This window comes from Bradyrhizobium sp. Arg816 (genome assembly GCF_029989365.1).
Taxonomy (GTDB): Bacteria; Pseudomonadota; Alphaproteobacteria; order Rhizobiales; family Xanthobacteraceae; genus Bradyrhizobium.
On sequence record NZ_JAPRAQ010000003.1, the window covers coordinates 426,937 to 440,821 of the forward strand.

12 protein-coding genes are annotated in these 13,885 nt (G+C 65.1%); 7 read left to right on the plus strand and 5 right to left on the minus strand.

Features of this window, described 5'->3' with window-relative positions:
* Positions 1-35: 35 nt before the first annotated feature.
* The 5 genes from OWC48_RS10785 to OWC48_RS10805 all read right to left on the minus strand — a co-directional run bounded on the left by OWC48_RS10785 (position 36) and on the right by OWC48_RS10805 (position 4,389).
* Positions 36-1,055 carry a branched-chain amino acid ABC transporter permease gene (locus OWC48_RS10785; RefSeq protein WP_166345291.1) on the minus strand — a complete coding sequence of 340 codons (1,020 nt, stop codon included), beginning with the start codon at positions 1,053-1,055 and terminating at the stop codon, positions 36-38.
* Between the two features lie 2 nt (positions 1,056-1,057).
* A complete protein-coding gene (locus OWC48_RS10790; protein ID WP_063980940.1) occupies positions 1,058-1,936 on the minus strand; it encodes a branched-chain amino acid ABC transporter permease in 879 nt (292 codons plus the stop codon).
* A 12-nt stretch (positions 1,937-1,948) separates the two neighbouring features.
* Entirely contained in the window at positions 1,949-2,662 is a 714-nt protein-coding gene (locus OWC48_RS10795; protein ID WP_282519965.1) for an ABC transporter ATP-binding protein, read from the minus strand.
* Positions 2,659-3,456 (minus strand): ABC transporter ATP-binding protein, encoded by a 798-nt coding sequence (locus tag OWC48_RS10800; protein WP_282519966.1) that lies wholly within the window; start codon positions 3,454-3,456, stop codon positions 2,659-2,661. The genes OWC48_RS10795 and OWC48_RS10800 overlap by 4 nt, the downstream gene beginning before the upstream one ends.
* A gap of 66 nt (positions 3,457-3,522) precedes the next feature.
* Positions 3,523-4,389: an IclR family transcriptional regulator gene (locus OWC48_RS10805; protein ID WP_014498264.1), complete on the minus strand. Its 867-nt coding sequence runs from the start codon at positions 4,387-4,389 to the stop codon at positions 3,523-3,525.
* A gap of 130 nt (positions 4,390-4,519) precedes the next feature.
* On the opposite strand from OWC48_RS10805, the gene OWC48_RS10810 reads away from it, so the two are divergent.
* The 7 genes from OWC48_RS10810 (at position 4,520) to OWC48_RS10840 (ending at position 13,700) form a co-directional block, all read left to right on the plus strand.
* On the plus strand, positions 4,520-6,616 hold the full coding sequence (locus OWC48_RS10810; protein ID WP_282519967.1) for a 3-hydroxyacyl-CoA dehydrogenase NAD-binding domain-containing protein: 2,097 nt from the start codon (positions 4,520-4,522) through the stop codon (positions 6,614-6,616).
* Between the two features lie 216 nt (positions 6,617-6,832).
* Complete coding sequence (gene pimA / locus OWC48_RS10815; RefSeq protein ID WP_282519968.1) at positions 6,833-8,515, plus strand: dicarboxylate--CoA ligase PimA; 1,683 nt, start codon at positions 6,833-6,835, stop codon at positions 8,513-8,515.
* Positions 8,512-9,699: an acetyl-CoA C-acyltransferase gene (locus OWC48_RS10820; protein ID WP_282519969.1), complete on the plus strand. Its 1,188-nt coding sequence runs from the start codon at positions 8,512-8,514 to the stop codon at positions 9,697-9,699. Before pimA ends, OWC48_RS10820 begins: the two co-directional genes overlap by 4 nt.
* Positions 9,700-9,751: 52 nt before the next feature.
* Positions 9,752-10,942 (plus strand): pimeloyl-CoA dehydrogenase large subunit, encoded by a 1,191-nt coding sequence (pimC, locus tag OWC48_RS10825; RefSeq protein ID WP_085403564.1) that lies wholly within the window; start codon positions 9,752-9,754, stop codon positions 10,940-10,942.
* 182 nt (positions 10,943-11,124) lie between these two features.
* Positions 11,125-12,267 carry a pimeloyl-CoA dehydrogenase small subunit gene (pimD, locus tag OWC48_RS10830; RefSeq protein ID WP_282519970.1) on the plus strand — a complete coding sequence of 381 codons (1,143 nt, stop codon included), beginning with the start codon at positions 11,125-11,127 and terminating at the stop codon, positions 12,265-12,267.
* A 163-nt stretch (positions 12,268-12,430) separates the two neighbouring features.
* Positions 12,431-13,204 carry an SDR family NAD(P)-dependent oxidoreductase gene (locus OWC48_RS10835; RefSeq protein WP_282519971.1) on the plus strand — a complete coding sequence of 258 codons (774 nt, stop codon included), beginning with the start codon at positions 12,431-12,433 and terminating at the stop codon, positions 13,202-13,204.
* A 103-nt stretch (positions 13,205-13,307) separates the two neighbouring features.
* Positions 13,308-13,700 carry an endonuclease domain-containing protein gene (locus OWC48_RS10840; RefSeq protein ID WP_282519972.1) on the plus strand — a complete coding sequence of 131 codons (393 nt, stop codon included), beginning with the start codon at positions 13,308-13,310 and terminating at the stop codon, positions 13,698-13,700.
* The last annotated feature ends 185 nt before the right edge of the window (positions 13,701-13,885 follow it).

A 13,885-nucleotide genomic window follows, 5' to 3' on the forward strand; every position in this document is an offset into this window, starting at 1 on the left:
TCTCCTTGGTTAAAACAACAGTCTGGATGGACGTTTCAGTTCTTCCTGAGCCGACCGGCGAGTTGCTGGCCCATGATCGCGACTTGCCTTGCGCCATGCGGCACGAGGTAGATGACGAGGAACAGGAGCACGCCGAACACCGCGCCGGAGAGGCCCTTGGAGATGCCCTCCGCGATGTTCGGCACGAAGATGATGAAGGCGGCGCCGACGATCGAGCCGGGCAGCCAGCCGACGCCGCCGACGACCATGCCGAGGAACAGCGAGATCGCGAGCGTGATGGTGTAGCTGTCGGGCGCGACGAACTGCACCGCGATGGCGCCGAGCGAGCCGGCGATGCCGGTGATGGCGGCGGAGACGCCGAAGGCCAGTGTCTTGTACAGCGCGACGTCGACGCCCATCGCGGAGGCCGCGATCTCGTTGTCGCGGATCGCCATGAAGGCGCGGCCCGAGCGGGAACGCAGCAGGTTCACCGAGAAGATGTAGATCGCAATCACGACCACGAGCGTGAAGTAGTACAGCCACATGTCCTGCGACATCGGCAGCCCGAACGGCGCGTCCGGCTTGGTGACGACGAGGCCCTGCACGCCGCCGGTCCAGTGCTCGAGGAAGTTCAGCTTGAGGAGCTGCGGCATGGCGGTGGCGAGCGCGAAGGTCGCGAGCGCGAGGTAGACGCCGGAGAGCCGCAGCGCCGGCTGCCCGAACAGGAAGCCGAAGCCGAAACAGACGACGCCGGCGATCGGCAGCGTCAGCGCGTAATTGACGTTGAAGTGCTCCATCAGCACGGCTGTCGTATAGGCGCCGACCGCGTAGAACGCGCTCTGGCCGAGCGAGAACTGGCCGCTCCCGCCGGTCAGGATGTTCAGCGCCAGCACCGCGAGCCCGTAGATCAGGAGCATCGTCATCTGGAAGATGATGAAGTTCTTGACGAAGACGGGCGCGATCAGCAGCGCCGCGAGCACCACCAGCGAGGTGCCGGTGCCCAGCGTCATGGCGCGCTTCGGAACAGCCTCGACCGCCTCGTGGCCTTCTGCAACGACTTCTTCTGCAGCGCTCATGATCAAACTCGCTTGACGATGTGCCGGCCGAACAGGCCAGCGGGTTTGACGACCAGGACGGAGATGATCAGCGCGAGCGCGATCGGGAGCTTCAGCTCATTGCCGACGCCGGGGATGTAGGTGCCGGCGAGGTTCTCGAAGATGCCGACCAGGAAGCCGCCGACCACGGCGCCGAACGGGCTGGTGAGACCGCCGAGCACCGCGGCGGCAAAGCCGTAGATCAGCACGCCGCCCATCATGTTGGGTTCGAGGAACACGACGGGGGCGATCAGCATGCCGGCGATCGCGCCGATCGCGGTCGCCATGCCCCAGCCGAGCGCGATCATCCAGCTCGTGTTGATGCCGACGAGGCGGGCCGATTCAGGCACCGAGGCGGCCGCACGCATGGCCAGGCCGATGCGCGTATACTGGAAGAAGAAGTAGAGGCCGAGCAGCAGCAGCACCGTGACGCCGATCATGCCGGCCTGGTGGGTCGAGATCAGCTGGCTGCCCAGGAACGGCGCGGAGCCGAACGGGGTCGGGTACTGCTTGATGGTGAAGTCCCAGATCAGGCCGGCCGAGGAGTTGATGATCGCAAACAGGGCGATGAAGCCGGCGACGTTGGTCAGCACCGGCGCTTTCGCCAGCGGCTTGAACAGGATGCGCTCGATCGCGATGCCGGCGACGAAGGAGAGCGCCAGCGTGAGGATGAAGGCGGCCCAGTAGGGCACGCCCCACTGCATCAGCTGCCACGAGATGAAGGTCGAGAACATCGCCATCTCGCCCTGCGCGAAGTTGAGATGGTCGATCGCCTGGTAGATCATGACCACGGCGAGCGCCATGCAGGCGTAGATCGCGCCCGTGGCGATGCCGGCCAGCACTTGGTTGGTGAACAGCTCCATCGTGCCGGCTCCTCAGTAACCCAGATAGGATTTGCGGATTTCTTCGTTGTTCGCGATGTCCTTGGCATTGCCCGACATCACGATGCGTCCGGTCTCGATCACATAGGCCTGGTCGGCGAGCTCGAGCGCGAGCTGGGCGTTCTGCTCGACCACCAGGATCGACACCCTGTCCTCGCGATTGATCTTGCCGAGGATGCCGAACAGGTCGCGCACGACCAGCGGTGCCAATCCGAAGGACGGCTCGTCGAGCAGCATCAGGCGCGGCCGCAGCATCAGCGCGCGGGCGACCGCGAGCATCTGCTGCTCGCCGCCCGAGAGCGTGCCGGCCTGCTGGGTGTGGCGCTGCTTCAGCACCGGGAAATGCGCGTACATGCGCTCGATGTCGGAAACGATGCCCGCGCTGTCCTTGCGGGTGATGGCTCCGAGCTGGAGGTTCTCCTCGACCGTCATGGTGGTGAAGGTGCCGCGGCCCTGCGGCACGTGGGCGATGCCGAACCGCACGATGCTCTCGGTGGAGCGGTTGCTCAGCGGCTTGCCTTCGAACTCTATCGCACCGGTGGAACGCACCATGTTGCAGATCGCGCGCAGGGTGGTGGTCTTGCCGGCGCCATTGGCGCCGAGCAGCGTCGTCAACGATCCTTCGTTGAGCGAGAAGGACAGGCCATGGAGCGCCTGGACCTGGCCGTAATAGGCGCGCAGGTCCTTGACGTTGAGCAGCGTCGTCATTGGTCCTTGCTCCCGAGATAGGCCTTGATGACGTCGGGGTCCGCCTGCACCTGGGCGGGCGTGCCTTCCGCGAGCTTTTTGCCGAAATTCAGCGCGACGACGTGGTCGGCGATCGACATCACGAGGCCCATGTGGTGCTCGACCAGCAGCACGGTCATGTGGCGGTCGTCGCGGATGCGGCGGATGAGATCGCCGAGCACGTAGACTTCCTCGTGGTTGAGGCCGCCGGCCGGTTCGTCGAGCAGCAGGATCTTCGGGTCGGCCGCGAGCGCGCGCGCCAGCTCGACACGCTTCTGCGTGCCGAAAGGCAGGCCGGACACGACGGTGTGGGCGACGTCCTCGAGCTTGAGATAGGCGAGGATCTCCTGCACCTTCTTGTTGACGTCGGTCTCGCTGCGCCGGACCCAGGCGAGCCGAAGCGAGTCGCTGATGATGTCGCTGGAGGTCTTCGAATGGGCGCCGACGCGGACGTTGTCCATCACCGAGAGGTTCGGAAACAGCGCCACGTTCTGGAAGGTGCGGCCGATGCCGATCTCGGCGATCCGGTGCGGGGGCCGCGACAGGATGCTCGCGCCTTCCATCAGGATGTCGCCCGATGACGGCTGATAGAGCCGCGAGAGGCAGTTGAAGAGCGTGGTCTTGCCGGCGCCGTTGGGGCCGATCAATCCGAGGATCTGGCCCTTGTGCATGTCAAAGGACACGCCGTTGAGCGCGACGATGCCGCCGAACACGACGCTGACGTCGCGAACCGCGAGCAGGGGCGATGTCCCCCGCGCGAGCTGTGCCTGCGTCATCTCGTCTCGCCCACACACGTCAGTGGGCGAAGGGGCGATGCGAACCGCTCCCGGTGATGACAAAGGCTATCTGAACCCCTCGGCCACACGCGCAACTTTCCCTCCTGATTTCAGCTTTTTGCTGACTTCTTTTTTGGATTGCGGCATCAGTCCCCCGAGTGCCGCCTCAATGTTCCTTACCATCGCAAGCAGACGCGGTCCAATGTCGTTGATCAAACGCTCTTCCGTGAAGCGGAATGCGGGTGCGCCGCAATTGAATGCGTAAGGTCCGGTTCCGTCGTTGAGCTTGAGCGCGACGCCGGCGGCGCCGATGTCGTCGTGCCAGTCGCCGACGGACATCGCGAAACCGTATTTCGCAACCGTCTCGCCTGAACGTTCCAGTCCGTCGCGCATCTTCGGCCAGCGGCTGCCGTAATGTTCGCGCAGAATGCGGGACACCTCGGCGCGGCCTTCTTCGTCGAGCGCCCAGAAATAGGCACGGCCCATCGCGCTGGTTGCAATCGGCACGCGGGAACCGACGTCCAGTTGAACGCCGACCGTCTCGCTGCCGCGACTTTGCCCGAAATAGATCATGCTGTGACGGTCGCGGCCGCCGATCGCGACGGCGCCGCCGGTCGCGCGCATCACTTCCTCGCGAAATGGCTCGGACAAATGCCGAACGCCGAGATTGGATAACGCCGCATAACCGAGCGCCATCGCGGCCGGCGCGAGCTGATACTTCTCGAAACGGGGAACCGGTGTCAGATAACCGAGCTTCGTCAACGTGTAGGTCAGGCGCGAAACGGTCGGCTTGGGCAGGTTCGTACGCGCAGCGATCTCCTGGTTGCCGAGAAGCCCGTCGCTGGGTTGGAATGCGCGCAAAACATCTAGTCCGCGGGAAAGCGCGACGACGAAATTCCGATCGGTCGCAGTCTTCTTGCCTGTACGCTTCATCCCTGATCTGCTTCTTGCGCGGAGTCGTTGACAACGTCCGTGCTTCAAAATAACCCTGCCGTCAAGATGCGGAATTAAATTCCGCACCGCGAAATCGAACAAAAGTAAATCCCCACCAAGGAGGGAAGCCGTGAGCGAAGTGGTCAAGCTTGAGCGTCATGACGAAGTCGGGATCGTCACGGTCAACAGTCCTCCGGTCAATGCGCTGAGTGCCGCAGTGCGCGGCGGCATTCTCGAATGCATCAAGGAAGCGATCGCCGATCCCGCGATCAAGGGCATCGTGCTGACCTGCGCCGGCCGCACCTTTATCGCCGGTGCCGACATCACCGAATTCGGCAAGCCGCCGAAGCCGCCCGCCCTCAACGACGTCCTCGCCGAGATCGAGAACTCGGCCAAGCCGGTCGTCGCCGCGATCCATGGCACCGCGCTCGGCGGCGGCCTCGAGGTCGCGCTGGCCTGTCATTTCCGCGTGGCCGTGAAGGACGCCAAGCTCGGCCTGCCCGAGGTGAAGCTCGGCCTGTTGCCCGGCGCCGGCGGCACCCAGCGCCTGCCGCGCGCGGTGGGGCCGGAACTCGCGGTCAAGATGATCGTCGGCGGTGATCCGATCGGTGCTGCCGAAGCGCTCAAGAATGGCCTGATCGAGGAGGTCGTCGAGGGTCCGGCCTCCGGCGGCGAAGCCTTCGTCCGCAAGCTGCTCGCCGAGAAGCGTCCGCTGCGGCGCCTGCGCGACGACGATTCCAAGCTCGCGGCGGCCAAGGCCGATCGCTCGATCTTCACCAATGCGGTCGCCGCCATGACCAAGAAGTCGCGCGGCCTGGAAGCGCCGTTCGCGGCCGCCGACGCCGTCGGCTACGCCATCGACCTGCCGTTCGACGAGGGCCTGAAGAAGGAGCGCGAGGGCTTCCTCAAGCTCGTCGCCAGTGACCAGTCCAAGGCGCAGCGTTATGCCTTCTTCGCCGAGCGCGAGGCCAGCAAGATCGCCGGCGTGCCTGAGGGCACCAAGTCGCGACCCGTGAACCGCGTCGCGATCCTCGGTGCCGGCACCATGGGCGGCGGCATCGCGATGTCCTTTGCCAATGCCGGCGTGCCCGTCACCCTTATCGAGACCGGCGAGGAGCAGCTCAAGCGCGGCATGGGCATCATGCAGAAGAACTGGGAAGCGACCGCCGCGCGCGGCGGCATCCCGGCCGACGCGCCCGCCAAGCGCATGGCGCTGATCAACGGCGTCGTCGGCATCGAGAATGTCGGCGATGCTGACCTGGTGATCGAGGCCGTGTTCGAGACCATGGCGGTGAAGAAGGAAGTGTTCGGCAAGCTCGACCAATACGTCAAGCCCGGCGCCGTGCTCGCCTCCAACACCTCCTACCTCAACATCGACGAGATCGCGAAGTCGACCAAGCGGCCGCAGGACGTGCTCGGCATGCACTTCTTCTCGCCTGCCAACGTCATGAAGCTGTGCGAGATCGTGCGCGCCGACAAGACCGCGCCGGATGCGCTGGTCACCGCCGTGACCATCGCGCGCAAGATCGCGAAGGTGCCGGCCGTGGTCGGCGTCTGCGACGGCTTCGTCGGCAACCGCATGCTGGCGCAGCGTGGCAAGCAGTCCGAAAAGCTGCTGTTCGAAGGTGCCTTGCCGCAGCAGGTCGACGCCGTGGTCACCAAATTCGGCATGCCGATGGGGCCGTTCGCGATGGGCGATCTCGCCGGCCTCGACATCGGCTGGCGCTCGCGCAAGGACCGCGGCATCAAGTCGGAGATCGCGGACGCGCTCTGCGAAGCCGGCCGCTTCGGCCAGAAGACCGGCAAGGGCTACTACAAGTATGAAGCAGGAAGTCGCTCGGCGCTGCCCGATCCGGAGGTCGAGAAGCTGATCGACGAGACGCTGCTCCGTCTCGGCCGCAAGAAGCGCGTCGTCAGCGACGAGGAGATCCTCGAGCGCATGATGTACCCGATGATCAACGAGGGCGCGAAGATCCTCGAAGAGGGCATCGCGGCGCGTCCTTCCGACATCGACGTGGTCTGGCTCTACGGCTACGGCTGGCCGATCTACCGCGGCGGCCCGATGTTCTGGGCCGACACCGTCGGCCTCAAGCAGATCGCCGATCGTCTCTCCTTCTACGCCAAGGAGACCAACGACCCGAGTCTCGAGCCCGCGCCGCTGCTGAAGAAGCTCGCGGCCGAAGGCAAGACGTTCGCGTCGCTGGCGGCGGCGTCGAAGGCGGCGTGATCGGGTTGGCTGTGGCCGCGATGGCTCGCACCGGGCAACGCTTTCTCCGTTCCCTCCCCCCTTGCGGGGGAGGGTTGGGGAGGGGGGTAGCCCCGGGTGAGGTCAGCGTTTGTGGCTACCCCCTTCCCCAACCCTTCCCCGCAAGGGGGAAGGGAGCCCGGCAGTCTGCTCACCTCACTTGGAATCGCGGTTAGCGTTGCAGAGTAACGAACCCAAATGACCCATCCCGGCGAACAGTTCTATCCCGAGGGCGTGCGTTGGGACGACACCATCGTCCAGGGCTCGCTGCCTGACCTGCTGTCGCAAGCCGCCGCCGATTTCGGCCCGCGCACCGCGCTGGAATTCCGCGATCGTCCGATCAGCTATACCGACCTCGCCGCCATGGCCGAGCGTGCCGCGGCTGCGTTCCTGCGCGCCGGCTGCGGCAAGAACAGTTCCGTGGCGCTGTTCCTCGGCAACACCCCGGACCATCCGGTCAATTTCTTCGGCGCGCTGAAGGCAGGTAGCCGCGTCGCGCATCTCTCCCCGCTCGACGGCGAGATCGCGCTGACGCACAAGGTCTCGGATTCCGGCTCGCGCCTGCTCGTGACCTCCAACCTCGCGGCGCTGCTGCCGACCGCGCTGAAGTTCCTGGAGAAGGGCCTGATCGATCGTCTCGTCGTCTGCGAGGACGACGATTGGGGCAAGGTCGGCACGCCGCAGGCGCCGATCCCCGACGATCCCCGCATCGTCACCTTCAAGAGCTTCGTCGAGGGCGCGGCCGCGCCGGCTGAGTGGCCGTCCGTGACGGTCGACGACGTCGCGCTGCTGCAATATACCGGCGGCACGACCGGCCTGCCCAAGGGCGCGATGCTCACTCACGGCAATCTCACCTCGGCGGTGTCGATCTACGATGTCTGGGGCAAGCCGTCGCGTGAGGCGCGCGGCGACGTCGTCGAGCGCGTGATCTGCGTGCTGCCGCTGTTCCACATCTATGCGCTCACCGTCGTGCTGCTGTCCTCGCTCAGCCGCGGCAATCTGATCTCGCTCCACCAGCGCTTCGATGTCGAGGCGGTGATGCGCGACATCGAGATCAAGCGCGCGACCTATTTCCCGGGCGTGCCGACGATGTGGATCGCGATCGCGGCACTGCCTGATCTCGACAAGCGCGACTTCTCGTCGCTCGCCACCATCGGCTCCGGCGGCGCGCCGCTGCCGGTGGAGGTCGCGAGCTTCTTCGAGCGCAAGGTCGGCAAGAAGCTGCGCAGCGGCTGGGGCATGACCGAGACCTGCTCGCCCGGCACCGGCCACCCGCCGACGGGACCAGACAAGCCGGGGTCGATCGGCCTGATGCTGCCCGGCATCGAGATGGACGTGGTCTCGCTGGACGATCCGACAAAAGTGCTGCCGCCGGGTGAAGTCGGCGAGATCCGCATCAAGGGCCCGAACGTCACCAAGGGCTACTGGAACAAGCCGAAGGGCTCCGCGGAGTCCTTTTCGGACGGCCGCTTCCTTACCGGCGACATCGGCTATGTCGACACCGACGGCTATTTCTTCCTGGTCGACCGCAAGAAGGACATGATCATCTCCGGCGGCTTCAACGTCTATCCGCAGATGATCGAGCAGGCGATCTACACCATCCCTGGCGTGCACGAGGTGATCGTGCTCGGGATTCCCGACCCGTATCGCGGCGAGGCCGCCAAGGCCTTCATCAAGCTCAGGCCGGACGCCAAGCCGTTCTCGCTCGACGAGCTGCGCGCACAGCTCGCCGGCAAGGTCGGCAAGCACGAATTGCCGGCAGCGGTCGAGTTCGTCGACGATCTGCCGCGCACGCCGGTCGGAAAATTGTCGCGCCACGAATTGCGCCAGCAGCAGAAACCGTCACAATCCACCCAACCCGTATCAGGAGGTCGCTCTTGACCGACGCCGTCATCGTTTCCACCGCCCGCACGCCGATCGGCAAGGCCTATCGCGGCATGCTCAACGCCACCGAGGGCGCAACGCTGCTCGGCCACGCCATCGGCGAGGCCGTCGCCCGCGCCAAGGTCGATCCGAAGGAGGTCGAGGACGTCGTGATGGGCGCGGCGCTCCAGCAGGGCGCGACCGGCGGCAACATCGCGCGCAAGGCGCTGCTCCGCGCGGGTCTCCCCGTGACCGTCGCCGGCACCACCATCGACCGGCAATGCGCCTCGGGCCTGCAGGCGATCGCGCTCGCCGCGCGCTCGGTGATCTTCGACGGCGTCGAGATCGCGGTCGGCGGCGGCGGCGAGTCGATCTCGCTGGTTCAGAACGACAAGATGAACGGCTTCCACGCGCAAGATCCCGCGCTGCTCAAGATCAAGGGCGAGGTCTACATGCCCATGATCGACACCGCCGAGATCGTCGCCAAGCGCTACGGCATCTCGCGCGAGAAGCAGGACGAATATTCGCTGGAGAGCCAGCGCCGCACCGCCGCGGCCCAGCAGGGCGGCAAGTTCAGGGATGAGCTCGCGCCGATCACGACGCAGATGGCGGTCACCGACAAGGCGACCGGCGCCGTCTCGTTCAAGGAGGTGACCTTGTCGCAGGACGAGGGCCCGCGCCCCGAGACCACGGCTGAAGGCCTTGCCGGCCTCAAGCCCGTGCGCGGCGAAGGCTTTTCGATCACCGCCGGCAATGCCAGCCAGCTCTCCGACGGCGCCAGCGCCTCCGTCATCATGAGCGACAAGGAAGCCTCCAAGCGCGGCCTCAAGCCGCTCGGCATCTTCCGCGGCTTCGTCTCCGCCGGCTGCGAGCCGGACGAGATGGGCATCGGCCCGGTCTTCGCCGTGCCGCGCCTGCTCAAGCGCCACGGCCTCACCGTCGATGACATCGGCCTCTGGGAGCTGAACGAAGCCTTCGCGGTGCAGGTGCTGTACTGCCGCGACAAGCTCGGCATCGATCCCGAGAAGATCAACGTCGACGGCGGCGCGATCTCGGTCGGCCATCCCTACGGCATGTCGGGCGCGCGCCTCACCGGCCACGCCCTGATCGAAGGCCGCCGCCGCAAGGCGAAGTACGCGGTCGTCACCATGTGCGTCGGCGGCGGCATGGGCGCGGCGGGACTTTTCGAGGTGTTGCAGTAATTTCACCGTCGTCCTGACGGCGACGAAACAAAGAAGCTCACAGGAGGATCCGATGGATCTCGCATTCACTAGGGAAGAGCAGGCGTTTCGCGAGGAAGTGCGATCATTCTTCCGCGACAACGTGCCGCCGGATACGCGGCGCAAGCTGGTCGAGGGCCGTCACCTCTCGAAGGACGAGATGGTGACGTGGTGGCGCATCCTCAACAAGAAGGGCTGGGGCGTCAGCCACTGGCCGAAGCAGTATGGCGGGACGGGGTGGACCTCCGTGCAGCACTACATCTTCAACGAGGAGCTGCAGTCCTATCCGGCGCCGCAGCCGCTCGCCTTCGGCGTCAGCATGGTCGGCCCTGTGATCTACACCTTCGGCAACGAAGAGCAGAAGAAGCAGTATCTGCCGCGCATCGCCAATGTCGACGACTGGTGGTGCCAGGGCTTCTCCGAGCCCGGCTCCGGCTCCGACCTCGCTTCGCTCAAGACCAAGGCCGAGCGCAAGGGTGACAAGTGGATCATCAACGGCCAGAAGACCTGGACGACGCTCGCCCAGCACGCCGACATGATCTTCTGCCTCTGCCGCACCGACCCCTCCGCCAAGAAGCAGATGGGCATCTCCTTCATCGTCTTCAGCATGAAGTCGAAGGGCGTCACCGTGCGTCCGATCCAGACCATCGACGGCGGCGTCGAGGTCAACGAAGTGTTCTTCGACGACGTCGAGGTGCCCATCGAGAACCTGATCGGCGAGGAGAACAAGGGCTGGGATTACGCCAAATTCCTGCTCGGCAATGAGCGCACCGGCATCGCCCGGGTCGGCGTGTCCAAGGAGCGGCTGCGCCGCATCCGCGATCTCGCCTCCAAGGTCGAATCCGGCGGCAAGCCGATCATCCAGGATGCGGCGTTCCGCGAGAAGCTGGCGGCGTGCGAGATCGAGCTGAAGGCGCTCGAGTTGACGCAGCTCCGTGTCGTCGCCGACGAAGGCAAGCACGGCAAGGGCAAGCCCAATCCGGCGTCCTCGGTGCTGAAGATCAAGGGCTCGGAGATCCAACAGACCACCACCGAATTGCTGATGGAAGTGATCGGTCCGTTCGCGGCACCCTACGACGTGCACGGCGACGACGGCTCGAACGAAGCCATGGAGTGGACTGCCCAGATCGCGCCAAGCTACTTCAACAACCGCAAGGTCTCGATCTACGGCGGCTCCAACGAGATCCAGCGCAACATCATCGCCAAGGCGGTGCTGGGGCTGTGAGTCGACAATGACGGTGTCGTCCGCCGCCTTGTGCGCAGTTGCGCACTGGGGCGGGGGACCCAGTACGCCGCGGCGGTCGCGAGTACGGCAGGCGGCTGCGTTTACTGGATCCCCGCTTTCGCGGGGATGACGTCTGAGGGTGAGGCGACGGTAGGGCAATTCCCGCCGATTTGGAGAGAGACATGGATTTTGATCTGAACGAGGAGCAGCGGCTTCTCAAGGACAGCATCGACGGCCTGCTGACCGATTCCTATGATTTCGAGAGCCGCAAGAAGTACATGAAGGAGAAGGGCGGCTGGAGCCAGGCCGTCTGGGGCAAGCTCGCCGAGCAGGGTCTGCTCGGCCTGCCCTTCGCGGAGGCCGATGGCGGCTTCGGCGGCGGCGGCGTCGAGACCATGATCGTGATGGAAGCGCTCGGCAAGGCGCTGGTGCTCGAGCCGTATCTCGCAACGGTCGTGATCGGCGGCGGCTTCCTGCGCCACGCCGGCTCCGATGCGCAGAAGGCCGCGCACCTGCCCGGGATCATCGACGGCAGCAAGACGTTGGCGTTCGCCCAGCTCGAGAAGAACTCGCGCTACGATCTCTTCGACGTCTCGACGACCGCGAAGAAGAAGGGCGACGGCTGGGTCATCGACGGCGAAAAATTCGTCGTGCTGAACGGCGAGAACGCCGAGACCCTGATCGTCACCGCGCGCACCAAGGGTGACCGCCGCGACAAGTCCGGCATCGGCGTGTTCCTGGTGCCGGCGAATGCCAAGGGCGTGACCAAGAAGTCGTACCCGACTCAGGACGGCCTGCACGCCGCCGACATCACCTTCACCGGTGTCGAGGTCGGTGCCGATGCAGTCCTCGGCAATCCCGACGACGGCCTCGCGCTGATCGAGCGCGTGGTCGATGAAGCCCGCATCGCACTCTGCGCCGAAGCGGTCGGCCTGATGGATGAGTCGCTCAAGACCACGGTCGAGTACATCAAGACGCGAAAACAGTTCGGCGTTGCGATCGGCTCGTTCCAGTCGTTGCAGCACCGCGCCTCCGACATGTTCGTCGCTGCCGAGCAGGCCCGTTCGATGTCGATGTTCGCGACCATGGCCGGCGATTTCGAGGACGCCAAGGAGCGCTCCAACGCCATCGCCGCGGCCAAGGTGCAGATCGGCAAGTCGCTGAAGTTCGTCGGACAGCAGGCGATCCAGCTCCACGGCGGCATCGGCATGACCATGGAGGCGAAGATCGGCCACTACTTCAAGCGGCTCACCATGATCGAGAACAGCTTTGGCGACACCGATTACCACCAGCGCCGCGTCGCGGATGGGAGTGGGTTGATCTGAGTTGATCTAAGCCACGCGAAGACTGTCATGCCCCGGCTTGACCGGGGCATCCAGTACTCCGCGGCGGTAGTTCGTTCACGCAACTTCAGCCGCGGAGTACTGGATCGCCCGATCGAGTCGGGCGATGACATCGAGTAAATGGAATCAGCGGAGCCCAACAACAATGAAGAACACCCCGTTCGATCTCACCGGCAAGGTCGCAATCGTCACCGGCTCCAGCCGCGGCATCGGCCGCTCCTCGGCGGAGCTGCTCGCAAAACTCGGCGCCAAGGTCGTGGTGTCATCGCGGAAAGCGGACGCCTGCAAGGAGGTCGCCGACGGCATCGTTGCTGCCGGCGGCGATGCCACCGTCATTCCCTGCAACATCGCGCGCAAGACCGAGGTCGAGGCGCTGATCGCGGGCACGATCAAGCACTACGGCAAGATCGATATCCTGGTCTGCAACGCCGCCGTGAATCCGTATTACGGCCCGCTGCTCGACATCACCGACGAGGCCTTCGACAAGATCATGGGCAGCAACGTCAAGAGCAACATCTGGCTCTCCGCGCTGGCGATCCCGCAGATGGCCGAGCGCGGCAACGGCTCCGTCGTCATCATCTCCTCGATCGGCGGCTTGCGCGGCTCCACCGTGATCGGCGCCTACGGCATCTCCAAGGCCGCCGACTTCGCGCTGTGCCGCTCGCTCGCCGGCGAATGGGGCCCGAAGGGCGTTCGCGTCAACTGCATCGCGCCCGGCCTCGTCAAGACCGATTTCGCCCGCGCGCTGTGGGAAGACGAAGCCAACCTCAAGCGCCGCACCGCCACCACGCCCCTTCGCCGCATCGGCGAACCCGACGAAATCGCCGGCGCCGTCGCCTACCTCGCCTCCGACGCGTCGAGCTTCATGACCGGCCAGACCATCGTCATCGACGGCGGCGTCACCACGGCGGCGGTGTAGCTCTCACTTGCAATTGTATTGAAGTGGCGCTTCACTTCACCCTCCCCTGGAGGGGGAGGGTCGCTCGCGCACAGCGCGAGCGGGGTGGGGTGAAGCCACAAAAATGGTCTCAACATTAATCCGACGCGCTGCCGCGAAGAAGCTTCGGGCGAACACAACGCCGCACGAACGAATGTTGTGGCGTGCCCTCAAAGAGCTTCCGATCGAAGGTTCACACTTCCGCCGCCAAGCGCCGATCGGTCCTTACATCGTCGACTTCTTCTGCCCGGCCAAACACCTCATCATCGAACTCGACGGCGGACACCACAACGAAGATGAGACGGCCGCGCGAGACAGCACGCGGCAGAGCTGGCTCGAGAACGAAGGCTATCGCGTCATCCGATTCTGGAATTCGGAGATCAACAGCGATCTGACCGCCGTGCTCGAACGGATCTATGCCGAGCTGTACGGATCGCGAGAGGCAGAAACGATCCGATTGAAACATCGACGCAAGTAGAAGTTCGCTATCTTACCCTCCCCTGGAGGGGGAGGGTCGATCGCGCGTAGCGCGAGCGGGGTGGGGTGATCTCTCCGCATGGGCACCGCGCGATGCGGAAAGACTGTCACCCCACCCCGTCTCACATTCCGCTGCGCTTCATGTGAGCCGACCCTCCCCCTCCAGGGGAGGGTAAGCGAGACCAA